This window comes from Stenotrophomonas sp. 2YAF26 (assembly GCF_052114625.1).
Lineage (GTDB): Bacteria > Pseudomonadota > Gammaproteobacteria > Xanthomonadales > Xanthomonadaceae > Stenotrophomonas > Stenotrophomonas indicatrix.
In genome coordinates, this window is record NZ_JBFRFC010000010.1 from 112,017 (window position 1) to 133,594 (window position 21,578).

General features: G+C 66.8%; 21 protein-coding genes. 7 read left to right on the forward strand and 14 right to left on the reverse strand.

Features of this window, described 5'->3' with window-relative positions; all coding sequences use genetic code 11:
• Nucleotides 1-71 precede the first annotated feature (71 nt).
• Nucleotides 72-1,298 (reverse strand): acetylornithine transaminase, encoded by a 1,227-nt coding sequence (locus AB4Y98_RS12430; RefSeq protein ID WP_442244445.1) that lies wholly within the window; start codon nucleotides 1,296-1,298, stop codon nucleotides 72-74.
• Between the two features lie 63 nt (nucleotides 1,299-1,361).
• On the opposite strand from AB4Y98_RS12430, the gene AB4Y98_RS12435 reads away from it, so the two are divergent.
• A complete protein-coding gene (locus tag AB4Y98_RS12435; RefSeq protein WP_312111066.1) occupies nucleotides 1,362-2,234 on the forward strand; it encodes an ion transporter in 873 nt (290 codons plus the stop codon).
• A 117-nt stretch (nucleotides 2,235-2,351) separates the two neighbouring features.
• Here the strand turns inward: AB4Y98_RS12435 and AB4Y98_RS12440 are convergent, their stop codons facing one another.
• Nucleotides 2,352-3,170 carry an SDR family oxidoreductase gene (locus tag AB4Y98_RS12440; protein WP_165378006.1) on the reverse strand — a complete coding sequence of 273 codons (819 nt, stop codon included), beginning with the start codon at nucleotides 3,168-3,170 and terminating at the stop codon, nucleotides 2,352-2,354.
• A 107-nt stretch (nucleotides 3,171-3,277) separates the two neighbouring features.
• On the opposite strand from AB4Y98_RS12440, the gene AB4Y98_RS12445 reads away from it, so the two are divergent.
• On the forward strand, nucleotides 3,278-3,961 hold the full coding sequence (locus tag AB4Y98_RS12445; protein ID WP_442244446.1) for a hypothetical protein: 684 nt from the start codon (nucleotides 3,278-3,280) through the stop codon (nucleotides 3,959-3,961).
• 47 nt (nucleotides 3,962-4,008) lie between these two features.
• Here the strand turns inward: AB4Y98_RS12445 and AB4Y98_RS12450 are convergent, their stop codons facing one another.
• Nucleotides 4,009-4,497 carry a DUF2867 domain-containing protein gene (locus AB4Y98_RS12450; RefSeq protein ID WP_442244447.1) on the reverse strand — a complete coding sequence of 163 codons (489 nt, stop codon included), beginning with the start codon at nucleotides 4,495-4,497 and terminating at the stop codon, nucleotides 4,009-4,011.
• On the reverse strand, nucleotides 4,494-5,156 hold the full coding sequence (locus AB4Y98_RS12455) for a serine/threonine-protein kinase (RefSeq protein WP_108266319.1): 663 nt from the start codon (nucleotides 5,154-5,156) through the stop codon (nucleotides 4,494-4,496). Before AB4Y98_RS12455 ends, AB4Y98_RS12450 begins: the two co-directional genes overlap by 4 nt.
• A gap of 85 nt (nucleotides 5,157-5,241) precedes the next feature.
• Between AB4Y98_RS12455 and AB4Y98_RS12460 the strand changes: the two genes are divergently transcribed.
• Nucleotides 5,242-7,239: a bifunctional DedA family/phosphatase PAP2 family protein gene (locus AB4Y98_RS12460; protein ID WP_223496430.1), complete on the forward strand. Its 1,998-nt coding sequence runs from the start codon at nucleotides 5,242-5,244 to the stop codon at nucleotides 7,237-7,239.
• A gap of 142 nt (nucleotides 7,240-7,381) precedes the next feature.
• Here AB4Y98_RS12460 and AB4Y98_RS12465 read toward each other — a convergent pair whose 3' ends face one another.
• The 3 genes from AB4Y98_RS12465 to AB4Y98_RS12475 form a co-directional block, all read right to left on the reverse strand.
• Nucleotides 7,382-7,960: an LON peptidase substrate-binding domain-containing protein gene (locus AB4Y98_RS12465; protein ID WP_093817939.1), complete on the reverse strand. Its 579-nt coding sequence runs from the start codon at nucleotides 7,958-7,960 to the stop codon at nucleotides 7,382-7,384.
• Nucleotides 7,957-9,321: a UDP-N-acetylmuramate:L-alanyl-gamma-D-glutamyl-meso-diaminopimelate ligase gene (gene mpl, locus AB4Y98_RS12470; RefSeq protein WP_442244448.1), complete on the reverse strand. Its 1,365-nt coding sequence runs from the start codon at nucleotides 9,319-9,321 to the stop codon at nucleotides 7,957-7,959. Before mpl ends, AB4Y98_RS12465 begins: the two co-directional genes overlap by 4 nt.
• Before the next feature lie 327 nt (nucleotides 9,322-9,648).
• Nucleotides 9,649-10,212: an adenylate kinase gene (locus AB4Y98_RS12475; RefSeq protein ID WP_363731790.1), complete on the reverse strand. Its 564-nt coding sequence runs from the start codon at nucleotides 10,210-10,212 to the stop codon at nucleotides 9,649-9,651.
• Nucleotides 10,213-10,348: 136 nt separating this feature from the next.
• Here AB4Y98_RS12475 and AB4Y98_RS12480 point away from each other — a divergent pair, with 136 nt between their 5' ends.
• The gene (locus AB4Y98_RS12480) at nucleotides 10,349-11,605 is read left to right on the forward strand and encodes a 6-phosphofructokinase (protein WP_442244449.1); all 1,257 of its coding nucleotides are present in this window, start codon (nucleotides 10,349-10,351) and stop codon (nucleotides 11,603-11,605) included.
• Nucleotides 11,606-11,722: 117 nt separating this feature from the next.
• Complete coding sequence (locus tag AB4Y98_RS12485; RefSeq protein ID WP_312786547.1) at nucleotides 11,723-12,112, forward strand: DUF488 domain-containing protein; 390 nt, start codon at nucleotides 11,723-11,725, stop codon at nucleotides 12,110-12,112.
• A gap of 143 nt (nucleotides 12,113-12,255) precedes the next feature.
• Here the strand turns inward: AB4Y98_RS12485 and AB4Y98_RS12490 are convergent, their stop codons facing one another.
• The gene (locus tag AB4Y98_RS12490) at nucleotides 12,256-12,759 is read right to left on the reverse strand and encodes a hypothetical protein (protein WP_223496440.1); all 504 of its coding nucleotides are present in this window, start codon (nucleotides 12,757-12,759) and stop codon (nucleotides 12,256-12,258) included.
• 257 nt (nucleotides 12,760-13,016) lie between these two features.
• On the opposite strand from AB4Y98_RS12490, the gene AB4Y98_RS12495 reads away from it, so the two are divergent.
• Nucleotides 13,017-15,044 carry a sodium-translocating pyrophosphatase gene (locus AB4Y98_RS12495; protein WP_313249861.1) on the forward strand — a complete coding sequence of 676 codons (2,028 nt, stop codon included), beginning with the start codon at nucleotides 13,017-13,019 and terminating at the stop codon, nucleotides 15,042-15,044.
• Nucleotides 15,045-15,134: 90 nt separating this feature from the next.
• Here the strand turns inward: AB4Y98_RS12495 and AB4Y98_RS12500 are convergent, their stop codons facing one another.
• The 5 genes from AB4Y98_RS12500 to AB4Y98_RS12520 are packed head-to-tail and all read right to left on the reverse strand — an operon-like array spanning nucleotide 15,135 to nucleotide 18,087.
• Nucleotides 15,135-15,854, reverse strand: coding sequence for a TonB family protein (locus AB4Y98_RS12500; protein WP_430767100.1), 720 nt, complete (start codon nucleotides 15,852-15,854; stop codon nucleotides 15,135-15,137).
• Nucleotides 15,851-16,276: a TonB system transport protein ExbD gene (gene exbD / locus AB4Y98_RS12505; protein WP_312787178.1), complete on the reverse strand. Its 426-nt coding sequence runs from the start codon at nucleotides 16,274-16,276 to the stop codon at nucleotides 15,851-15,853. Before exbD ends, AB4Y98_RS12500 begins: the two co-directional genes overlap by 4 nt.
• A 9-nt stretch (nucleotides 16,277-16,285) precedes the next feature.
• On the reverse strand, nucleotides 16,286-17,014 hold the full coding sequence (gene exbB / locus AB4Y98_RS12510) for a tonB-system energizer ExbB (RefSeq protein WP_312787183.1): 729 nt from the start codon (nucleotides 17,012-17,014) through the stop codon (nucleotides 16,286-16,288).
• The gene (locus AB4Y98_RS12515; protein WP_312787179.1) at nucleotides 17,001-17,468 is read right to left on the reverse strand and encodes a YbaN family protein; all 468 of its coding nucleotides are present in this window, start codon (nucleotides 17,466-17,468) and stop codon (nucleotides 17,001-17,003) included. The genes exbB and AB4Y98_RS12515 overlap by 14 nt, the downstream gene beginning before the upstream one ends.
• Before the next feature lie 31 nt (nucleotides 17,469-17,499).
• Nucleotides 17,500-18,087 carry a biliverdin-producing heme oxygenase gene (locus AB4Y98_RS12520; RefSeq protein ID WP_442244450.1) on the reverse strand — a complete coding sequence of 196 codons (588 nt, stop codon included), beginning with the start codon at nucleotides 18,085-18,087 and terminating at the stop codon, nucleotides 17,500-17,502.
• A 108-nt stretch (nucleotides 18,088-18,195) separates the two neighbouring features.
• Between AB4Y98_RS12520 and AB4Y98_RS12525 the strand changes: the two genes are divergently transcribed.
• Nucleotides 18,196-18,453 carry a DUF2789 domain-containing protein gene (locus AB4Y98_RS12525; protein WP_442244451.1) on the forward strand — a complete coding sequence of 86 codons (258 nt, stop codon included), beginning with the start codon at nucleotides 18,196-18,198 and terminating at the stop codon, nucleotides 18,451-18,453.
• A 116-nt stretch (nucleotides 18,454-18,569) separates the two neighbouring features.
• On the opposite strand, the gene AB4Y98_RS12530 is transcribed toward AB4Y98_RS12525, so the two are convergent.
• Entirely contained in the window at nucleotides 18,570-21,488 is a 2,919-nt protein-coding gene (locus tag AB4Y98_RS12530; protein ID WP_442244452.1) for a TonB-dependent receptor domain-containing protein, read from the reverse strand.
• Nucleotides 21,489-21,578: the final 90 nt, after the last annotated feature.

The window sequence follows — 21,578 nt, forward strand, 5'->3', positions numbered from 1 at the left end:
ACTAGCGCAGCGGCAGCAACGGGGTCAGCGCCCTCTCCACAGGAGAGGGGTCCGACCCCGGCGTCGGGAATTCAGCGCGCGGCGACGAACGCGGCAATCGCCGCGCGCAGGCGCTTCAGGCCTTCCGCCACTTCTTCGTCGGTGATGTTCAGCGACGGCACGAAGCGCAACACGTCCGKGCCGGCCTGCAGGGTCAACAGGCCCTGTTCGGCGGCGTGGTCGAGGATGGCACCGGCCTGTCCAGCGAACTCCTTGCTCAGCACCGCACCCAGCATCAGGCCGCGACCGCGGACTTCGCTGAACACCTTGAACTCGTCGTTGATGCGGGCGAACCCATCGCGCAGCGCCTTCGACTGGCGGCTGACATTGGCCGCGATCTCGGCCGAGGCCAGCTTGCGCAGCGCCACGCGGGCGACGGCCGCGGCCAGCGGATTGCCGCCGAAGGTGGTGCCGTGGGCACCGAACTGCATGGTCTCGGCCACCTTCGGGCCGGCCAGCATCGCGCCGATCGGGAAACCACCACCCAGCGCCTTGGCCAGGGTCACCATGTCCGGCACCACGTCATCCTGCCAATGCGCGAACAAGGTACCGGTACGGCCCATGCCGGCCTGGATCTCATCCAGCACCAGCAGTGCGTTGTGCTGGTCGCACAGTTCACGCACGCGCTTGAGGAAACCGGACTTGGCCGGCATCACCCCGCCCTCGCCCTGGATCGGCTCCAGCATCACCGCCGCCACGTCGCCGGCGGCCATCGCCGTTTCCAGCTGCACTTCATCGTTGAAGTCGATGTAGCGGAACCCACCCGGCAGCGGCTCGTAGCCTTCCTGGTACTTCGGCTGCGCGGTAGCGGTCACCGCGCCCATGGTGCGGCCGTGGAAGCTGCCGCGGAAGGTGATGATCACGCGCTTGTCGGCCGGGCGGCCCTGGCTGGAGGCCCATTTGCGGACCATCTTGATCGCCACTTCGTTGGCTTCGGCGCCGGAGTTGCACAGGAACACGCGCTCGGCGAAGCGGCTGGCCTTCACCAGTTCCTCGGCCAGGTGCAGCGGTGGCGCGCTGTAGAACACGTTGCTGGTGTGCCACAGCTTGCCGGCCTGTTCGACCAGCGCGGCGACCAGATCCGGGTCGTTGTGGCCCAGGCCACACACGGCAATGCCGGCGGCCAGATCGATGAACTCACGGCCCTGGCTGTCCCACACGCGGGCGCCCTGGCCTCGCTCCAGCACCACCTGGCGGGGCTTGTACACCGGCAGGTAGTAGTGCGACAGGGAGATCAGCGGATCGGTAGCGGCGGTCATGGCGGTCAGCAGGGTTCAGGAATGCCCATTCTCGCGCTGGAACCCGTGCGGCACAATGCACGCATGCGACCGTTTTCCGCCCCCCAGCTGAACCCCGCCACCGAGACCGGCTGGCGCCGCCGGTGGTTCGACATCATCTACCGCCACGACAGCCGGCCCTCGCGCAATTTCGACCTGCTGCTGGTGTACGCGATCATCGCCAGCGTGCTGGTGGTGATGTTCGACAGCGTGCAGCGCTTCCACATCGCCCATGCCGACTGGCTGTACGTGCTGGAATGGGGCTTCACCATCCTGTTCACCGCCGAATACGTGCTGCGGCTGCTGGTGGTCAAGCGCCCGCTGCGCTACGCGGTGAGCATCTGGGGCATCATCGACCTGGCCTCGATCCTGCCGACCTACCTGTCGCTGTTCATTCCCGGTGCGCAGAGCCTGCTGGTGGTGCGCGCACTGCGCATCCTGCGCGTGTTCCGCATCCTCAAGCTGACCCGCTACATCGAAGAAAGCGGCGTGCTGATGCAGTCGCTGTGGCGCAGTCGGCGCAAGATCCTGCTGTTCTTGTTCACGGTGGTCACCATCACGATCATCGCCGGCACGCTGATGTACGTGATCGAGGGACCGAACCACGGCTTCACCAGCATTCCCAGCAGCATGTACTGGGCGGTGGTAACGATGGCCACGGTCGGCTTTGGCGACATCGTGCCGCAGACCGTGCTCGGCCGCTTCGTCACCTCGGTGCTGATCCTGATCGGTTACAGCATCATCGCCGTGCCCACCGGCATCTACACCGCCGAACTGGCCAGCACCATGCGCGATGCCGAGCTGGCTGCGCGCCGCGATGCCCGTGGCTGCCCGCATTGCGGGCTGGAAGGCCACGAGCCGGATGCACGGCACTGCCGCAAGTGTGGCGGACCGTTGCCGGATACGTTCAGCCACTGAGGGTGAGCCCGGCCGACGGCCGGTACCACCGTAGGCACAGTAGATCCACGCCATGCGTGGATGAAGCCCCACCGAAGCCAGCACAGTAGATCCACGCCATGCGTGGATGCTCCTGGCTCAATCCAGGAACAGATCCGGCAGCAACGGACGCGACGCATCCACCGCATATCCGGAAAGATCGGTCACGCCGGCTTCGGCCAGCACCTCATCATCGATCAGGAAACGGCCGTGGAAGCCGGCCGCTTCGCGCACCAGCACCGCGTGTGCAGCATCGGCCATGATCTGCGGCGTACGGCACCCGCCGACGTCCACGCCCGGAATCATGTTGATCGCATCGGTTGCAATGACCGTGCGCGGCCACAACGCATTGACGGCCACGCCCTGCGGGCCGAACTCGGCGGCCAGGCCGAGGGTGACAAAGCTCATGCCCATCTTCGCCAGCGTGTAGCCGGTGTGTGCGCCCCACCACTTGGGATCGAGGCTCGGCGGCGGCGCGAGGGTAAGGATGTGCGGGTTCGGGGCCTGCAGCAGGTACGGCAGGCAGGCCTGCGCGCACAGGAAGCTACCGCGCGAATTGACCTGCTGCATCAGGTCGAAGCGCTTCATCGGCGTGTCCAGGGTGCCGCGCAACCAGATGGCGCTGGCGTTGTTGACCAGGATGTCGATGCCACCGAACGTGTCCACGGCGGCAGCAACGGCTGCCTGCACCTGGTCTTCTTCGCGGATGTCGCATTTCAGGGCCAGGCCCTGGCCACCCGCTGCAGTCACCGCCTCGGCGGCACTGTGGATGGTGCCCGGCAACTTGGGATTGGGCACCGACGACTTGGCAGCAATGGCGACGTTGGCGCCATCGCGCGCGGCGCGCAATGCGATCGCCAGGCCGATGCCACGCGAGGCACCGGTGATGAAAAGGGTTTTGCCCTGCAGACTGCCCACGTTCCACACTCCAGCGTATGCAATGAGCCGCTAGTATGCCGCGCCGACGCGGAGTTCACCGCACGTTGAYGATACTGGTGCCCCGGTCACTGCACGAGGTCCATGCCATGCGCTGTTCCCGCCTGTTGTTGCCTGCCCTGGGCCTGGCCCTGCTCACCGCCTGCCAGGGCCGCTCGCCCGAACCCGGCAGCGCGCCGGCCAAGGATGACGCCGCCAGCGTCGACAAGGCGGCCGGCGATGGCAAGCTGCGCTGGAGCGAGGCCGTTGTCTGGGATGGTGACCTCAACGCCTGCCGCCAGGGCGACAGCGCGGCCACCCGCGATTGCCTGCGCGATGCGATGCGGTCCGGTGGGGCCAGTGCTGATGCGGTCACCGCGGCCGAGCAGCTGTCCACCGGTGGCGAACTGGCCTACGTGACTGCCTGGCATGAGCACGACGGCCTGGGCGTGGCCACCGTCGAATATCCGTTCCGCGCCAATACCAATGAAGGCACGCGCCTGGTCGATGCCGCAGGCAAGCGTATCGACGTGGATGCGGTGCAGCTGGACGACACGCTGCGCGCCGATCCCGGCGTGCAGGAGGTGCTCAAGGTGCATCCGCAGGCCACGCCGTTCGCGCCGGCGCAGGCCGCGGGTACCGCAGCGCTGGACGGGGGCGGCATCCGCCTGCTGTACCGCACGCCGCTGCGCGACTGCCATGCGTGCCCGGACGTGGGCCAGCTGCAGATCGGCTATGACTTCGATGGCAAGCGCAACTTCATCGGCCAGCAGGCGGTGCCGGTGACGCCGTAGAGGTTTGCCGCGCCATGCGGCAACGCGCATCCACGCATGGCGCGGATCTACTGATATCCGCGCACCTGCTTGCTCAGCAGGTGCGGCGCGATCCATCGATGCACCGGTGCCACCGGCAGCATGTACAGACGGCCGAACGCGTTGTGGGTATGCACCACCGTCGCCACTTCCAACGCGTCGTCGTGCCATTGCAGCGCCAGCTGCACGCGCAGATGGCGGTCGTTGTCTTCCAGCACGATGGCATCCTCGTCCAGCGCCTGCAGGGTGAAGATGCCGAGGCGTTGTCCGGGCTGCGGATCAGCGGTCTGCTGCACCACGCGCAGCGAGCCGAGATCCTTCATGCCCAGCAGCCGCATGCCCCTGTTGCGCAGCGCCATCAGTCCATCGAACCAGCCGGGCACCGTCGCTGCCATATCGCGGTAGGCCTGCAGTGCCGAGCGTCCGTTGCGTGGCGCCGCCGCCTGGCAGGCATGGACGAAATCGGCGCCCGGCAGTTGCGAACGCAGCACGCTGCCTTCGCTCAGAAGTGCGCTCATGGCTTGGGGCCCTGCCCTTCGTTGTCTTCCCAATGCAGGATGCGGCGGGTGACGAAGCGGTAGACCGGCTTGCCGGTGGCGAACCAGAGATCACGTACCCACGAGGTGCGCTTGAGCACGCGCTTCTCCACCGGTGTCAGCGACTCCCGGCAGTACATGCGCTTGTGCTTGAGCAGGTGGCGCAGGTCTTCGCGCGCCAGCAAGCGCATCCAGCGCGAGCGCGGGTCGCCGATCACCGCCAGCTGGAAGTCGATCAGGGCCGGGCGACCATCCTCGGTCACCAGCCAGTTGGCTTCCTTGGCCAGGTCGTTGTGGGCCACACCGCGACGATGCAGCTGCTGCAGCAGGCGACGCGCGGCACGGAACCAGGCCACGTCGCCGCGCGGCGGGCGCTGGTACATCGCATCGCCAGCCATGAAGCTGCGGTCGAGATGACGACCATTCCAGTCCAGCAGTTGCGGCACGTCGGCCATGCCGTGGATGTGCTTCAGCGCGCGCGCTTCGCGCCGCGCCAACCACCATGCAGGCAACCGCAGCCACAGCGGCGTGGCACCCAGATCGCGGCGCACGAAGGGGCCTTCTGGGCCCTGCACGAGGAGGATCCGGCCAAAGCTGTCGGCCTTCAGTGCATGCGTTGGCGCGTCGTTGGATACAGGCATGGCGACATTCTAGGCGATGGCGCCGGTTGCAAACGGTCACCAAGCGGCTGGGAACCAGTCACCTTCACGCCCCTATAATCGGGAAATGGACTCTTCATGGATCGACGCCACCCTCGCGTGGATTGCCGCTCATCCCGTGTTGGCGGGTGCGGTCATCTTTCTGATCGCCTTCTGCGATGCGGTCATCATTCTTGGCGCCATCGTGCCGGCGCTGCCGTTGCTGTTCGCCGTCGGCGTGTTCATCGGCCTGGGCCAGATCTCCGGGCCGTATGCGGTTGCAGCCGCAGCGCTGGGTGCGTTCGCCGGTGATGGCATCAGCTACTGGATAGGCCGGCGCTGGGGCGACCGCCTGCGTGGCGTCTGGCCGTTCAGCCGCTACCCGCAGCTGCTTGACCGGGGCGAGAACCTGTTCCGCCGCAATGCGTTCAAGAGCATCCTGATCGCCCGCTATGTCGGTGCCATCCGGCCATTCGTGCCCGCCATCGCCGGCATGATGAAAATGCCCGCCAGCCGTTATGTACAGGCCAGTGGCATCGCCAGTATTTCCTGGGCCGTACTGTTCCTGGCCCCTGGCTGGATCCTCGGCGAGGCCTATGACACCGTCGCTGCGGTTGCCGGCCGGCTGGTCGTGGTGGCGGGCCTGCTGGCGGTGATCCTCAGCCTGGTCTGGGCCATCGTGCTGTACGGCTATCGCTGGTCGGCCGCACGCATGGACAACTGGCTGGCCCGCCTGCTCGACTGGTCCAACCGCCACCCGACACTCGGCCGCTACACCGTCGGCGTGCTTGATCCGAAGCGCCGCGAGTCGGTACCGCTGGCGATGCTGGCGCTGATGCTGCTGCTGTTGGGCTGGGGCTGGTTCGCGCTGTTGACCGTAGTGGTCGCCCACGGCGAACCCCTGGCGGTGGATCTGCTGGTGCACCAGGCAATGCTGGCCCTGCGCAATCCGCTGGCCGATTACCCGATGGCCGCGTTGGCATCGCTGGGCGCATGGCAGGTGCTGCTGCCGGCAACCGCTGCAGCGATGGGCTACCTGGTCTGGCGCCGGCGCTGGATGGCGGCTGCACATTGGCTGGCCGCATTGGCCTTCGGCCTGGCCCTGACCAAACTGCTCGGCGCCACCGTCGATGTGGTGCGCCCGATCGATGCCAGCAGCGGCTTCGGCTTCCCGTCGGTGTCGGTGACCATGGCCACCATCACCTTCGGCTTCTTCGCGGTGCTGATCGCCCGCGAAATGCCCGGCCGCACCCGCGTCTGGCCGTACCTGGTATCGGGCATCGTGGTCAGCCTGATCGGCTTCTCGCGCTTGTACCTGGGCGCGCACTGGCTGAGCGACGTCATCGGCGGCATGTTGTTCGGCACCTTCTGGCTGCTGGTGCTGGGCATCGCCTACCGCCGCCGCTTCAACCGCTCGTTCTGGGTCAAACCGGTGGCATGGCTGTTCTACGGCGTCTTCGCGGTGGCGGCAATGTGGTACGCACCGCGCAACATCGCCATCAAGCTGGAACGCTTCGAGCCGACCCTTCCGGCGCCGCTGGCGATGGACGCGCAGGCCTGGTGGCAGCATGACTGGGCGAAGCTGCCGGCACGCCGCAACGAATTCGACGATGACCAGCGCTGGCCRCTGGACGTGCAGGTGGCCGGTCCATTGGCGCCGCTGCAGGCGCAGCTGGAAGCGCGCGGCTGGCAGGTGCAGGCCCAGGCCGGCTGGCAGGAAGCACTGCTGATGCTGGACAAGAACACCGGCGCCGATGAACTGCCGGTGCTGCCGGCGACGCTGGATACGCGCGTCGAAGCACTGCTGATGGTGCGCCAGGGCGCGCAGGCCGATGAGCGCTACGTGCTGCGATTGTGGCAGGCGCCGGCGCAGCTGCAGCCGGGTGACACGCCGTTGTGGCTGGGCAGCGCGCAGACCCTGCGCTACGAGCGTCACTTCCAGTGGATCGGCATGTGGCACCCCGTGCGTGGGATCGATCCGGCGTTGAACGCCGTGAAGGAAGCGGTGCAGACGCTGCCTCAGCAGGAAGCCGTGCACCCGGAGACCGGCCTGCCAGTGCTGCGGTTGAAGACCGCCACGCCGTAACGAAGCCGCCGGGCATGGCCCGGCGCGACTGCTCCGCCTGGTAGTCGCCAACCTTGGTTGGCGCTTTCGGGAAAGGCTGCCAACCAAGGTTGGCATCTACCGAAGCCGCCGGGCCATGCCCGGCGAGCACGACGGCCGGTTTTTACGGCATCCAACCCAGCAGCTGCTGCAGGCGCTGGTGCGGGTCGTCCAGCTGCAGAAGCTGCAGGCGCTGCTGCTCGCTCAGCGGCAGCAGCTCGGCCAGCCGCCAGCTGACCCAGCTGGCCTGATCCATCAATGCCGGCGTAGCCGGTGCGAACGCCGTGCCCGCCTGCTCGATGATGTGGTCCAGTACCGTCGCCAGCAGCGCATGCTGCGGACGCAGTTCGTCATCGGGATCCTCATCGCACCAGCGCACATCGGCAACCACCAGCCCGTTGTCGCGCACGCGCGTGCGCTCGACGTGGAAACGACGGGTGCCGCGCAATCGCAGCTGCAGCACGCCATCGGCGCCGACATCGAAATCCTCGATCTTCACCTGCACGCCGAAGGCGGCCGGCGTTGCCGGCGCTCCCACTTCGTTTCCTTCCAGGATCAGGCAGACACCGAAACCTTCACCGCTGCGGCCGGTTTCGCGCACCAGATCCAGGTAGCGTGGCTCGAAGACACGCAAGCCGATGGCCGCGCCCGGCAGCAGCGTCGTATGCAGCGGGAACAGCGGCAGCGAACCCTCACTGCTCATCGTGCCTGCAGCCCTGCAAGGAAGCGGCGCGGCGCGCCGTCGAAGCCGCCGTTGGACATGAACACCACATGGTCGCCGCTGCGCACGTCGGCCTGCAGCTGCGCCAACAGCGCATCGGTGTCGGCCACGGCATGCGCCTGTCCGCGCACCGCCGCGATCACCGCTGCCGCATTCCAGGCCAGCTCCGGGCGGTGCAGGAACACCACCTCATCGGCGAGTGCCAAGGACGGTGCCAGTGCTTGTGCGTGAGCGCCCAACCGCATCGAATTGCTGCGCGGCTCCATCGCCACCACGATGCGGGCATCACCGACCCTGGCACGCAGGCCTTCGAGCGTGGTCGCAATCGCGGTCGGGTGATGGGCGAAGTCGTCGTAGACGGTAATGCCATCGTGGTTGCCGATCACTTCCATGCGCCGCTTGACGCTGCGGAAGCGCGCCAACGCCGGGATCACCTCGGCCGGCGCAACACCCACTGCGTGCGCAGCGGCCAGTGCAGCCAGGCCATTGAGCACATTGTGCCGGCCCAGCAGCGACCAGTGCACATCGCCCAGCGCCTGCCCGCGATGATGGACGCGGAACGCGCTGCCATCGGCGGCCAGCAGCTCGGCATGCCATTCCAGCGCGGGGTCGAAGCCGAAGCGTTCGACCGGGGTCCAGCAGCCCATCGCCAGCACTTCGGCAAGGTGCGCGTCTTCGCCATTGACGATCAGGCGGCCGCGCGCCGGCACGGTGCGCACCAGGTGGTGGAACTGGCGCTGGATCGCCGCCACGTCGGGGAAGATGTCGGCGTGGTCGTATTCAAGGTTGTTGAGGATCGCCACCAGCGGCCGGTAGTGCACGAACTTGCTGCGCTTGTCGAAGAACGCGGTGTCGTACTCGTCGGCTTCGACAACGAACTCGCGGCCCTGGCCCAAGCGGGCGGACACGCCGAAGTCCTCGGCCACGCCGCCGATCAGGAAGCCGGGGGAGCGACCGGCATTCTCCAGCAGCCAGGTCAGGATGGTGGTGGTGGTGGTCTTGCCATGGGTACCGGCCACAGCCAGGGTGTCACGGCCCGGCAGGACCTGCTCGGACAGCCACTGGGCGCCGGAAATGTAGCGCTGGCCGGCATCCAGGACGGCTTCGACGGCAGGATTGCCGCGCGACAGCGCGTTGCCGATCACCACCTGCCCGGTGCCCTCCGGCACGCTGTCGGCGCGGTAGCCCTGGTCCAGGGTGATGCCCAGCTGCTCGAGCTGGGTCGACATCGGCGGATAGATGGCCTGGTCGCTGCCACTGACCGTATGGCCCAGTTCCCGCGCCAAGGCGGCCACGCCACCCATGAAGGTGCCGGCGATTGCAAGGATATGTACGCTGCTCATGACCGTGGATTGTGACCGATCACGGCTGTATAGGGCCATTGCCGGCAACAGGGTAAGAGAACCCCTACAGCCACTGTGAGAAAACTCCAACCGCATGTCAGGGAATTCCCGATAGCGATGTTCTGTGAACCCGGACACAATTCAGGATGCCAGCCGCAGTACCCGAACCGGTCCTACTCCCCAAGAGGCCATCCCCAAGGGAGCTCATGCTGTGGGGGCCCTGAGCAAGCCCTTTGCTGGCACCTATGAAACAAAACAGGCCTGATCCTCGCGGATCAGGCCTGTTTTTTTGCGCCTTCAGTCGCCGGCATCAACCGGCCACGAGGGTCAGCGCTTGATCGCCGCCAGGATGCGGGCTTCGATCTCGTCCAGCTCACCGACGCCGTCGACGCGGGCCAGGGTGCCACGGGCAGCGTAGAAGTCGACCACCGGGGCGGTCTGGTCGTTGTAGACCTGCAGGCGCTGACGCACCGCTTCCGGACTGTCATCGGCGCGGCCCTGCTCCTTGGCACGACCGGCGATGCGGTCGACCAGCAGCTCGGTGGCCACGTCCAGCTGCACCACCGCGTCCAGCGGCTGGCCGATCTTGGCCAGCAGGCCGTCCATCGCATTGGCCTGGGCCACATTGCGCGGGTAGCCATCCAGGATGAAGCCCTTGGCGACATCGGCCTGGGTCAGGCGCGACTCCAGCATGCCCAGCAGGATGTCGTCCGAGACCAGGTTGCCGGCGTCCATCACCGCCTTGGCCTGCTTGCCCAGCTCGGAGCCGGCAGCGATTTCCGCGCGCAGCATGTCACCGGTCGAAATGTGGGCGATACCCAGCTTTTCCTTCAGGCGCGTCGCCTGTGTCCCCTTGCCCGAACCGGGCGGTCCCAACAGAACCAATCGCATTGACCTGACTCCAACGTGTTGAAAATTAAGAAGGTTCGCGTCCCGGACGGTCCGGTATCGCTGCACCGCAATAGCGCCACTTTACCGCATACGGGTAATGTCCCTGCAATGTCCCCTCCCCCGAGCAGGTAGAAGCATGCGCAACGGTACTCTCCTTTATGCCCAGTCCGGCGGTGTCACCGCGGTCATCAATGCCACAGCCGCAGCGGTGATCGAGCAGGCCCGGGCCAAGGGCATCAAGGTCCTGGCTGCCCGCAACGGCATCCTCGGTGCCCTGCGCGAGGAGCTGATCGACACCAGCAAGGAGAGCGCCGCGGCCATCCGCGCGCTGGCCCATACCCCGGGCGGCGCCTTCGGCTCATGCCGGGTCAAGCTGAAATCGCTGGACGCCGACCGCGCCCGCTACGACCGCCTGCTGGAGGTGCTGCGCGCACACGACGTGCGCTGGTTCCTCTACAACGGTGGCAACGACTCGGCCGATACCGCGCTGAAGGTCTCGCAGCTGGCCAAGGCCTCTGGCTACGACCTGACCTGCATCGGTGTGCCCAAGACCATCGACAACGACCTGGCGGTGACTGACACCTGCCCCGGCTTCGGCTCGGCGGCCAAGTACACCGCCGTGTCGGTGCGCGAAGCGGCGCTGGACGTGGCGGCGATGGCCGAGACCTCCACCCGGGTCTTCATCTACGAGGCAATGGGCCGCCACGCTGGCTGGCTGGCTGCGGCCGCTGGCCTGGCCGGCAACGGCGATGACGAAGCACCGCACATCATCCTGCTGCCCGAACGCGCCTATGACGAGGCGGTGTTCCTGGCCAAGGTCAAGGCCGTGGTCGACCGCGTCGGCTACTGCGTGGTGGTGGCCTCGGAAGGCATAGCTACCGCCGATGGCCGCTTCGTCGCCGACGCCGGTGGCGGCAAGGATTCGTTCGGCCATTCGCAGCTGGGCGGCGTGGCCGCGCATCTGGCCGGGCGGGTCAAGGACCAGCTGGGGCTGAAGGTGCACTGGGCCCTGCCCGACTACCTGCAGCGCTCAGCCCGCCACCTGGCCAGCAAAACCGACTGGGAACAGGCCCAGGCGGTCGGCAAGGCTGCGGTGCAGCTGGCGCTGAAGGGTCAGAACGGGGTGATGCCGGTGATCGTGCGCAGCAGCGATGCACCGTATCGCTGGAAGATCGAAGCCGCACCGCTGTCGAAGATTGCCAACCACGAGAAGAAGATGCCGGCCAGCTTCATCCGTCGCGATGGATTCGGCATCACGGCCAAGGCACGCGCCTACCTGTCGCCGCTGATCAAGGGCGAAGCGCCGCTTCCGTATGGTGCCGACGGCCTGCCGAAGTACGTGACGCTGAAGAACGTGGCGGTGAAGCAGAAGCTGCCAGCGTTCGAAGGCTGAAGCCGTAAAGGGGACGGAGGGGATTAAGTCGTATACGCCCTTCCGTCACCTCCACCAGTGTCAGCAGCGGGTCGGATACGACTTAATCCCCTCCGCCCCCTTTTTGCGAGGAATGCCATGGCGTTGCGTGTTGTTCGACTTGGCTCTCCGCGTGCGCCCGGTGAAGGCCTGCGCATCGGCACTGTGCGGCGCCCGCCGCGCGGTGTGCCGCGCAGCAAGTTCGCGGATCAGGACTGGTACGACGTGTGGTTCCCGACACTGTCACCCAGCGCCGAGCTGGTGAAGCAGGCGCATGAGGCGAAGACCGCTGCCGATTGGAATGCGTTCTTCCGCCACTACAAAGCCGAGATGAAGGCGCCTGATGCGGCGCATGCGCTGGATCTGCTGGCCGCACTATCGCAGCACAGCGATATCGCGGTGGGCTGCTATTGCGAGGACGAGGCGCAGTGCCACAGATCGGCACTGCGCGAGCTGCTGGTGGCGCGTGGAGCGAGGCTTGCGGATTGATCGCGGGGTTGCCGGCCAGCGGCCGGCACTACCCGGGTCTCCCTCCCAGTAGATCCACGCCATGCGTGGATGCCTGGCCTCAATTGCAGGCCTTGCCCAGGTCTCCCTCCCAGTAGATCCACGCCATGCGTGGATGCTCAGCCTCAATTGCAGGCCTTGCCTTCCATCTGCAGCTGCGCGGCGAACATCGTCACCTGCGGGATCTTGCCGGCGGCGGCCTGCTTCTTGGCTTCTTCCAGATAGATGCGCGACTGTCCCTGCCCATCCAGCGCCTGCGCGTTGTTCACCGGAAGGCGCCATACGCGCACCACCGCCTGCTGTGCCGGACAGGCGGCATTCGGAACACGGATCACATCATTGAGTTTCCAGCCCTTGTCCGCGCTTGGTTGCGCCTTGCTGTAGTCGACAAACCGGGCACGCGGCTGGCACTGCTCGCTGGTACGCACCGCCGAGAAACGATAGGGCTCGGCGGCCTGGCCGGTGAACGCGCCTTCCAGGCGGGCACAGGCTTCGGGAATCTGCCGCAGCGTATGCACGGCGCCGACCGCTTGTGGTGCACCCACCGCTCGCTGCAGTTCCGGTGCTTCCGCCGCGAAGGCAGGCATGGCCGGGGCCAGAACGGCAAGCATCAACAGGGACAGGCGCATGGGGAATCTCCGACGGGACTGCGCGCAGGCTTGCAGAGGCTGGCTTAACGGGGTGCAAAGAAGACCCTGCCGAGCGCCGCTCGACTCCACAGGTGGTGGCACGCATACTGCGGACACCAGGGAATGCTGAACACCGCCATACGTCGGACGACCACCAAGGTCGGTACGGGTTGGTTCCAGGCTGCAGCCCGTCGTCCCCCTCGTGGTGCCGTTCATCGCCACTGGATGCTTGTCCATCCATTCTGCGGAGGGGTCTAATGCTGGAACGTCACGGGCTGTCATTGGCGCTGGGCTGCGCCATTCTCGCGATCCTGTACGGAATCGTCTCGGCGCGCTGGATCCTGCGCCAACCCACCGGCAATGAACGCATGGTCGCCATCGCCACGGCCATCCAGGAAGGTGCGCGCGCCTACCTCAACCGCCAGTACCTGACCATCGGCATCGCCGGCGTCGTGCTGTTCGTGCTGGTCGGCGTCTTCCTGAGCTGGTACACCGCGATCGGCTTCGCGGTCGGTGCGGTGCTGTCCGGTGCTGCGGGCTACATCGGCATGAACGTGTCGGTGCGCGCCAACGTACGCACCGCAGAGGCCGCGCGCCACGGCATCAGCGCGGCAATGGACGTGGCCTTCCGCGGCGGCGCGATCACCGGCATGCTGGTGGTCGGCCTGGGCCTGCTCGGCGTGGCCGGCTACTACGCGCTGCTGCTGCGGCTGGGCCTACCGATGGAACAGGCACTGCATGCGCTGGTCGGCCTGGCCTTTGGTTCATCGCTGATCTCGATCTTCGCGCGCTTGGGCGGCGGCATCTTCACCAAGGGTGCCGATGTCGGCGCCGATCTGGTCGGCAAGGTCGAAGCAGGCATTCCCGAGGACGACCCGCGCAACCCGGCGGTGATCGCCGACAACGTCGGCGACAACGTGGGCGACTGCGCGGGCATGGCCGCCGATCTGTTTGAAACCTATGCCGTCACCGTGATCGCCACCATGTTGCTGGGCAGCCTGATGCTGGCCGAAGCTGGTGCCAATGCGGTGCTGTATCCGCTGGTGCTGGGTGGTGTTTCGATCATCGCTTCGATCATCGGCGCGCTGTTTGTGAAGGTGAAGCCCGGTGGTTCGATCATGGGAGCGCTGTACAAGGGGGTGATCGTCTCCGGTGTGTTGGCAGCGATCGCGTTCTACCCCATCACCACCGGACTGATGAGTGACAACGTGCACGGGCCGATGGCGCTGTATGGCTGTGCGCTGATCGGCCTGGTATTGACCGGCCTGATCGTGTGGATCACCGAGTACTACACCGGCACCCAGTACAAGCCGGTGCAGCATGTTGCGCAGGCCTCGACCACCGGCCACGGCACCAACATCATTGCCGGCCTCGGCATCTCGATGAAGTCCACCGCGCTACCTGTGATCGCCGTCTGCGCGGCGATCTGGGGCGCGCACGCACTGGCCGGGTTGTACGGCATCGCCATCGCCGCCACTGCAATGCTGTCGATGGCGGGCATGATTGTCGCACTCGATGCCTACGGGCCGATCACCGACAACGCCGGTGGCATCGCCGAGATGGCCGAGCTGCCCTCGGAGATCCGCGACATCACCGATCCGCTCGATGCAGTGGGCAACACCACCAAGGCGGTCACCAAGGGCTATGCCATCGGCTCGGCGGCACTGGCCGCACTGGTGTTGTTCGCCGACTACACGCACAACCTGCAGGCGGCCAATCCCGGCCAGGAGTTCCGCTTCGACCTCAGCGACCACACGGTGATCATCGGCCTGCTGATCGGTGGCCTGATTCCCTACCTGTTCGGTGCGATGGCGATGGAAGCCGTCGGTCGCGCGGCCGGCGCGGTCGTGGAGGAAGTGCGGCGGCAGTTCCGCGAGATTCCCGGCATCATGCAGGGCACCGCCAAGCCGCAGTACGACAAGGCGGTGGACATGCTGACCCGCTCGGCGATCCGCGAAATGATCGTACCGTCGCTGCTGCCGGTGGCGGTGCCGGTGGTGGTCGGCCTGCTGCTGGGGCCACGTGCGCTGGGCGGGCTGCTGATCGGTACGATCGTCACCGGGCTGTTCGTGGCCATTTCGATGACCACCGGCGGCGGCGCCTGGGACAACGCCAAAAAGTACATCGAGGATGGTCACTTCGGTGGCAAGGGCAGCGAGGCGCACAAGGCAGCGGTGACCGGTGACACCGTGGGTGATCCGTACAAGGACACCGCCGGCCCGGCGATCAACCCGCTGATCAAGATCATCAACATCGTGGCGCTGCTGCTGGTGCCGTTGCTGTAGATCCACGCCATGCGTGGATGTCGGCTCCGATGGGGTCAGAGCCCTTTCCTGCGGAAAGGGATCCGACCCCGCTGCAGACCCTGCCGACGGTCAGCGCCCACGCAGGAAGAACGACACCGGCACCATCACGTCCACCGGGTCGCCGGCCACTTCGGCCGGCGGCGCCGGTACCGGGCTGGCGCGCTGCACGGTGTCCAGCGCCTCCTGGTCGAGCAGTGCGAAGCCGCTGCTGCGGCCCAGCCTCACGCCGGAGATTGCTCCATCACGGGCCACCGCGAAGCGCACGTAGACCACTCCCTGCTGGCGCAGTCGTTCGGCCTGGCGTGGATAGCGCCGATGCTTCTGCAGGTGCCCGAGCAGGCGTCCTTCCCAGGTCGCCTCGGCACGGCTGCGCTCACCGGACGTGGTCTGAGGTGCCGTGTAGCGCGTGGCCGCATCGGCGGCCACCTGTGGTGGTGCGCTGGTCTGTGCGACGTTGGCTTCGGCGGCGTCCGGCGAGGGCACCAGTTCCGGTGTACGCGGCGGTGGCAGGTCCCCCTGCGGCTGCAACGGCGCCTTGGGTTGCTCGCGCGGGGCGGGTTTCGGCGCCTGCCGCTGCTGTTGCTGCTGCAGCGGCCCCGTGGCGACCTCGCGTGGCGGCACCGATGGTGCCCGTGCCATCGGTGCCAGTTCCAGCATCAGCGCTGCGGGCGGCGCAGCGGCCGCCAGAGCCGGGGTACGTGCCGCCCACCAGCAGGCCGTGCCGATCAGCAGCGCATGCACCAGCAGCACGATCGCCAGGCTGGTCGCCCAGCGCCGCAGTCCTTTCATCGCGCGCCCTGCTCCAGGCCGACCAGCGCTACCTTCAGGTACCCTGCCGCACGCAGTGCATCCAGTGTCGCCATCAATTCGCCGTAAGGCACCTGGGTATCGGCACGCAGGAAGATGCGCTGCGCGGTGTCATCGTGGGTAGCTGCCTGCAACGCAGCCGCCAGTCCATCACGCGCCACCGCCTGCTCGCCGACGCGCAGAGACAGATCGGCCTGCACGGTCACATACACCGGCGCCTGTTCCGACGGCGTGGCACTGGCGCTGCTGGCCGGCAGCTGTACCGGCACCGACACGGTAGCCAGCGGTGCGGCCACCATGAAGATGATCAACAGCACCAGCATCACGTCGATGAAGGGCGTGACGTTGATCTCGTGGGCTTCTTCCGGCGTGTCGTCGCGGTCGGACGCGGTCCTGATCGCCATCGTCGCCCCTCAGTGCACCGCGCGCAGCGGCGCGGCTGCTGCACGTGGAGCGGCGCGGTCGAGATCACGCGAGACCAGTTGCTGCACCGCCGCCGACAGATCGCCGAGCAGGCCGCGCAGGCCGGCCAGTACGCGGCTGAAGTGGTTGTAGACCAGTACTGCGGGAATCGCCGCCACCAGGCCGAGCGCGGTCGCCAGCAGGGCCTCGGCGATGCCCGGCGCAACCACCGCCAGGTTGGTGGTGTTGCTGTGTGCGATGCCGATGAAGCTGTTCATGATGCCCCACACCGTGCCGAACAGGCCGACGAACGGGGCCACCGCGCCGATGCTGGCCAGGACACCAATGCCACGCCGCTGCACGCGCGCGGTTTCCAGTTCGATCCGGTCCAGGCGTGAGGCAACACGCTCCTTGATGCCCTCGCGGCCATCCAGATCCTGCGACAGGTGCAGTTCGGTCCGCGCGGCATCCAGCATCACCCGCGCGGTACCCTGCTGCACGCAGGCATCGGCGTGTTCGTTAGGCAGGCTCGCCGCCTGCAGCAACAGCGCGCGCGCCGCTCGCAGCTGCCGCGCTTGCCGGCCCAGCTCCCAGCCCTTGGCCAGCAGCACGGTCCAGGTGGCCAGCGACGCCAAGGCGAGCGCGATCATCACCGCTTTCACCACCACATCGGCAGCCAGGTACATGCCCCACGGGGTCAGTGCGGGGGCGGCCACAGGAGCCAGGTCAGCAGGCAGCATCATCTCGGGTTCCATCAGAATCAGGGGACACGGCACGGCGGCGAGCCGTGCGCGGATCATGAGCGTCGTCCACTTCCACCAGCGGCGTGGGTTCCATACGTGGTGCTGGTCGACTGAGCACATAGCCGGCGCTGACCGCGAAGCACAGGCCCACGCCCAGCAGCAGACGCCATGAGGGATGGGCGCCCCAGCAGAACATCGCGAACCCCACCGCCATGCCGGCGCTGGCGAACGCCTTGCCCTTGCGCGACACCGCGCCCTGCTCACGCCACAACCGCAACGAGGGGCCATAGCGCGGATGCGCCAGCAGGCGCTGCTCGAACTTCGGCGAGCTGCGCGCAAAGCAGCCCACCGCCAGGATCAGGAAGATGGTGGTCGGCATCACTGGCAACAGCGCGCCGATCACGCCGAGGCCGACCATCACCCAGCCCAGCGCAAACCAGAGCCAGCGCATCAACCCTGCGCCTGCACGCGGTCGGCGTTCATCAGGAGAATTCCACTTCGACGTGGCCGTGCACGCTGCGGAACGCGGCATCGGCCGCATCGATCACCTGCTGCTCCTGCTCGGCACTCAGCGGTACCGCGTCCAGCGCAGCAGTGAACTCACGCCAGTGGCGCGCGGCACCGTCTGGATGCGCCGCCAGGTGACGGGCGCCGAAGTCGCGGTCCAGGCCGAGCTTGGCAGCCATTTTGTACAGCACGGTGCCGCCCAGGTTGGAGCCTTCGGCCACGTACAGCCAGCCCAGCGCTGCCGGCAGCGCCAGATGCAACGGCAGTGCGGGGATGTCGGCATCCGGCAGGGTCTGTTCCAGATCCTGCAGGTCACGCGCGACCTGTGTCAGGCGGCGGCGTTCATCGAGATCAGGCAGCAGTGCGTCCAGCGCGGGGTTGGCATACAGCGCATCGATGCTGCGGTGAAAGCGGTACTGCACGCGCAGGAAGCGGGCAAAGTTGCTGCGGTCGGCGAAGATGTCGCCGGCCATGATGCGCTTGTCCAGCGCGCCGTGGCTGTCGCGGGTGGCGGCCTTGAGCCGCAGGCTGCGGCTGTCTTCGGGAGCGATGTGTGCGTTCATGGGGGAATGCCAGGAGGGTCGTCTTGCTGTAGACGTTCACCGCGGGGCTTTCCCCAAGCTCGTGTGCACCGATAATGGGCCATCCCCTTCTTCCACCCGGAACCGACGATGATCACCACCGAACCGCGCATGACCAACCTGTTCCTGCAGCTGGGCCTGGATGCCAGCGCCGAGGGGATCGCCCGCTTCATCCGCGAGCACCAGCTGGCCACCGATGTGGAAGTGGCCAAGGCACCCTACTGGAACGATGCCCAGCGCCAGTTCCTGTCCGAATCGCTGCAGGCCGACGCGGCGTGGAGCACCGTGGTGGACGAACTGAACGAGGCGCTGCACGAAGAGGCGGTGAAGGCAGCGACCGGGCTGTAAGCAGACGCCGGGCATGGACCGGCACTACCGCTTCATTACCCGATGGGGTCAGAGCCCTTTCCGCAGGAAAGGGATCCGACCCCGTCGATCACAGGAAAGGGCTCTGACCCCGTCGATCAGTACTTCCAGGTCAACGCCAATCGCGCGGTCCGGCCCGGCGCCGGCATCACGCCCAGGGCAAGTGGATCGAGGTAGTAGCGGTCGGTCAGGTTGTCCACGCCCGCCTCCACCGACAACTGGGCGTTGAAGCTCCAACTCGCGAACAGATCCACCAGCGTGGTCGGTCGGTACAACTGCTGGATCGCCGACAGGCCTACGTTCCAGTCCTTGTCCAGCTTGCTGATCGGACCAGCGTTGTGAACCACGCGGGTACCGAAGGTCAGCCGCTCGTCGAACAGGCGCGACCCCAGGGTCAGGTTGACCATGTAGCGCGGCGGGTTCTGCGTGTTGGTGTAAGAACCCTCGAAGCCACCATCCACGCAGTTGGGCGTGTTGACCAGCTCGTCATTCTTCCGCTGTCCGCCGTAGGCGCGACGCTCTGCGGCGATGTCCGGCGCGCAGGTCTTGGCCTTGAAGTAGTAGTGCGCGGACAGGTCGGCAAACACCTTGCCGCTGTCATAGCTGGACTGGAACTCCATGCCCGAGACCTTGAACTGGTCGACGTTGCGGATCAGGCCGGCCGACAACGTGCGGTAGTCACGGGTGATCAGGTCGTCGATGCGGGTATCGAAATAGGCCAGCTTCAGCGCCAGGCGGTCACCGTTGGTGAACAGGTCGTAGCGGATGGTACTGGCACCGATCTCCCAGCTGCGCGCACGTTCCGGCTTCAGTTCGCCCACCGGCTTGGCGGCGGTGAACAGGCCCAGCGTGGTCTCGAACAGGCTCGGCAGCTTGGTGCCTTCGGCGTACTTCACGTAGACCATGGTGTCTTCGCTGAAGCGATAGGCCACGCTGGCGGTCGGCGAGAACGCGGTGTCGCGACGGCGGATCGGCTGCGACCAGGTCCAGCTGACCGGCACTTCCAGATCCTGCGCCTTGCCGGCGTCGTAGAAGTTCCAACCACCGATGTCGCCGACCGTGCCCTTCTTGTACGGAGAGGCCAGCAGCGATTCCTGGGTGAAATTGCCGTTCGCATCCGGATACCAGTTCAGCAGCGCGATGCGCTTTGCGCGCCACGACGGCAGCTTGGGGTTGCCGTTGAGCAGCTCGGTGTAGCGGTACTGGCCCTGCACCTCGTAGGCGTCAGGCGTGGCCAGGCGGTTGCGGTCGTGCACATCCACCCGGTTCCAGCGGCCACCGGCCAACAGCTCCCAGTGTTCGTCGGGCTGCCACTTCAACGACGCCACGGCACTGTATTCCTTGCGCTCGGCATTGCGCAGGAAGCGGTTGTTGACCAGGTCGTCGTGCATGATCGGGCCGGAGCTGCCCGGGGCGATGTCTTCGTCACTGTAGGACAGGCCGTAGTCGAGGGTGAACGCACCGGCGCGGGTGTCGAACGTCGAGGTATTGCTGGCGTCCAGGTTGAAGCGCTTCTGCCGCAGCGGGTTGCGGTAGGCATCCTTGTAGCCGGGGTCGCCGCTGAAGCTGGGTGCGTCGTACCACTCGGTGCGGCGGTCGAAGTACCACGGCGTGATGCCGGTCAGGCTGTTGTACATCACGCTGTCAGTGTCGGTGTACGAAGCGTTGACGCGCAGGTCGACCAGGTCGCTGTCCGGGTTGAAGCGGTAGCGCAGGCTGTAGCTGTCCATGTCGACGTGGCCTGGATCCCATTGCGGGATGCGGTCACGTTCGACGCGGATGATCTGCGAGGCCATGATCTCGCCGGCGGTGCCTTCGTAGCGGCGATAGCCGGCTTCCAGCGTCTGCGCGTCATCAATGCGCCAAGTGCCCTTGAGCAGCGCTGACTTCGAGCGCGAAGAAGTATTGAACACCTCGGTACGTGGCGGATTCAGTGGCGCCAGCGTCCGCCGGGTCTGCGGGAAGTCGTCGTAGCCATGCTTGCCGGAGAAGTAGTTGCCGTTGTCGCGATACGCATAGGCCGCGACCAGATCGAAGCGGTCCCAGTGACCTCCCGCAGCCACGTTGAAGAACTGGCTGCCGGTGGCGCTGCGATCGGTACGCGGCGCGGCACTGTAGGCCGGCAGGTTGTTGGCACTGGCGTTGGCCAGGCCGCCCCGTACGCGCACGCCGAAGTCGCGGCCCTCGCGCAGAACGTCGCCGATCTTCAGCGTCTCCATTTCGACCACGCCACCGATGCCACCGGAGGCATTGGCCTGCAGGCTCGGGCCCTTGGTGATGGTCAGGTTGGAGATCAGATCCGGGTCGAGATAGGTGCGCTGCGACTGGCCGGCATAGCCCCGATAGGTGTCCATGCTGGACTGGCCACCGTCGATGATCACCGGTACGCGGCCCTGGCCCTGGATGCCGCGGATGTTGACGTCGAAGCCGTTGCCCACGCGTGGGTCTCCCGCAGTGACGCCGGCCACACCTTTGACGATATCGCCGTTGGAGGTACCGCGGAAGCGCTCCAGGTGCGCGCGGTTGAGCGTGGTGGTGGAGCCGACACTGCGATAGCTGTCGAGCAGGCGCGCTTCGTCGCTGGTGGCGCCACTGTCAACACGGTCGCCGGCCACACTGAGCGTGTCGGTGACGATCACACCGCTGCCGGCCTGCACCGGCGTTGCCGCTTCCAGGGTGACCGCATCGGCGCTGACCCTGCGCATTGCCAGGCCCGTGCCCTGCAGCAGGTGCTGCAGCGCCTCGCTGGCCGACAGGCTGCCACTGACCGCGCGCGAGGTTGCACCCTGCGCCAGCGATGCGGGGTACACCACCTGCACGCCGGACTGGCGCATGTAGCTGCGCAACGCTTCGTCCAGGGGCTGCGCCGGAATGTCGAAGCGCTGAACGGCAGCGTGGTCGCCGCTGACGCTCTGCGCCAGTACGGAGGGTGCGGCACTGGCCAGGCCGGCAGCCAGCAATGCGATGCACAGGCGGGACGGGCGCAGCATGCGGCCCGGGCGGTGGGAGTCGAACATGGGGGAACCTGTCAGGTAATCGGTGCCGCGAACGCGGCGTCATCCGCAACACAGGCGGACACGGCGACGTACGTGGCGGCGGCGAGTACG

Excerpts from the sequence above, each read along its gene's own strand:
- AB4Y98_RS12495 (WP_313249861.1), top strand. The coding sequence starts at position 13,017 with ATGCTGGAACGTCACGGGCTGTCATTGGCGCTGGGCTGCGCCATTCTC.
- AB4Y98_RS12480 (WP_442244449.1), top strand. The coding sequence starts at position 10,349 with ATGCGCAACGGTACTCTCCTTTATGCCCAGTCCGGCGGTGTCACCGCG.
- AB4Y98_RS12435 (WP_312111066.1), top strand. The coding sequence starts at position 1,362 with ATGCGACCGTTTTCCGCCCCCCAGCTGAACCCCGCCACCGAGACCGGC.
- AB4Y98_RS12520 (WP_442244450.1), bottom strand. The coding sequence starts at position 18,087 with ATGAACGCACACATCGCTCCCGAAGACAGCCGCAGCCTGCGGCTCAAG.
- AB4Y98_RS12515 (WP_312787179.1), bottom strand. The coding sequence starts at position 17,468 with ATGCGCTGGCTCTGGTTTGCGCTGGGCTGGGTGATGGTCGGCCTCGGC.
- AB4Y98_RS12475 (WP_363731790.1), bottom strand. The coding sequence starts at position 10,212 with ATGCGATTGGTTCTGTTGGGACCGCCCGGTTCGGGCAAGGGGACACAG.
- AB4Y98_RS12530 (WP_442244452.1), bottom strand. The coding sequence starts at position 21,488 with ATGTTCGACTCCCACCGCCCGGGCCGCATGCTGCGCCCGTCCCGCCTG.
- AB4Y98_RS12490 (WP_223496440.1), bottom strand. The coding sequence starts at position 12,759 with ATGCGCCTGTCCCTGTTGATGCTTGCCGTTCTGGCCCCGGCCATGCCT.
- AB4Y98_RS12450 (WP_442244447.1), bottom strand. The coding sequence starts at position 4,497 with ATGAGCGCACTTCTGAGCGAAGGCAGCGTGCTGCGTTCGCAACTGCCG.
- exbD (WP_312787178.1), bottom strand. The coding sequence starts at position 16,276 with ATGGCGATCAGGACCGCGTCCGACCGCGACGACACGCCGGAAGAAGCC.
- AB4Y98_RS12525 (WP_442244451.1), top strand. The coding sequence starts at position 18,196 with ATGATCACCACCGAACCGCGCATGACCAACCTGTTCCTGCAGCTGGGC.
- AB4Y98_RS12445 (WP_442244446.1), top strand. The coding sequence starts at position 3,278 with ATGCGCTGTTCCCGCCTGTTGTTGCCTGCCCTGGGCCTGGCCCTGCTC.
- AB4Y98_RS12455 (WP_108266319.1), bottom strand. The coding sequence starts at position 5,156 with ATGCCTGTATCCAACGACGCGCCAACGCATGCACTGAAGGCCGACAGC.
- AB4Y98_RS12485 (WP_312786547.1), top strand. The coding sequence starts at position 11,723 with ATGGCGTTGCGTGTTGTTCGACTTGGCTCTCCGCGTGCGCCCGGTGAA.
- mpl (WP_442244448.1), bottom strand. The coding sequence starts at position 9,321 with ATGAGCAGCGTACATATCCTTGCAATCGCCGGCACCTTCATGGGTGGC.
- AB4Y98_RS12500 (WP_430767100.1), bottom strand. The coding sequence starts at position 15,854 with ATGAAAGGACTGCGGCGCTGGGCGACCAGCCTGGCGATCGTGCTGCTG.
- exbB (WP_312787183.1), bottom strand. The coding sequence starts at position 17,014 with ATGCTGCCTGCTGACCTGGCTCCTGTGGCCGCCCCCGCACTGACCCCG.
- AB4Y98_RS12465 (WP_093817939.1), bottom strand. The coding sequence starts at position 7,960 with ATGAGCAGTGAGGGTTCGCTGCCGCTGTTCCCGCTGCATACGACGCTG.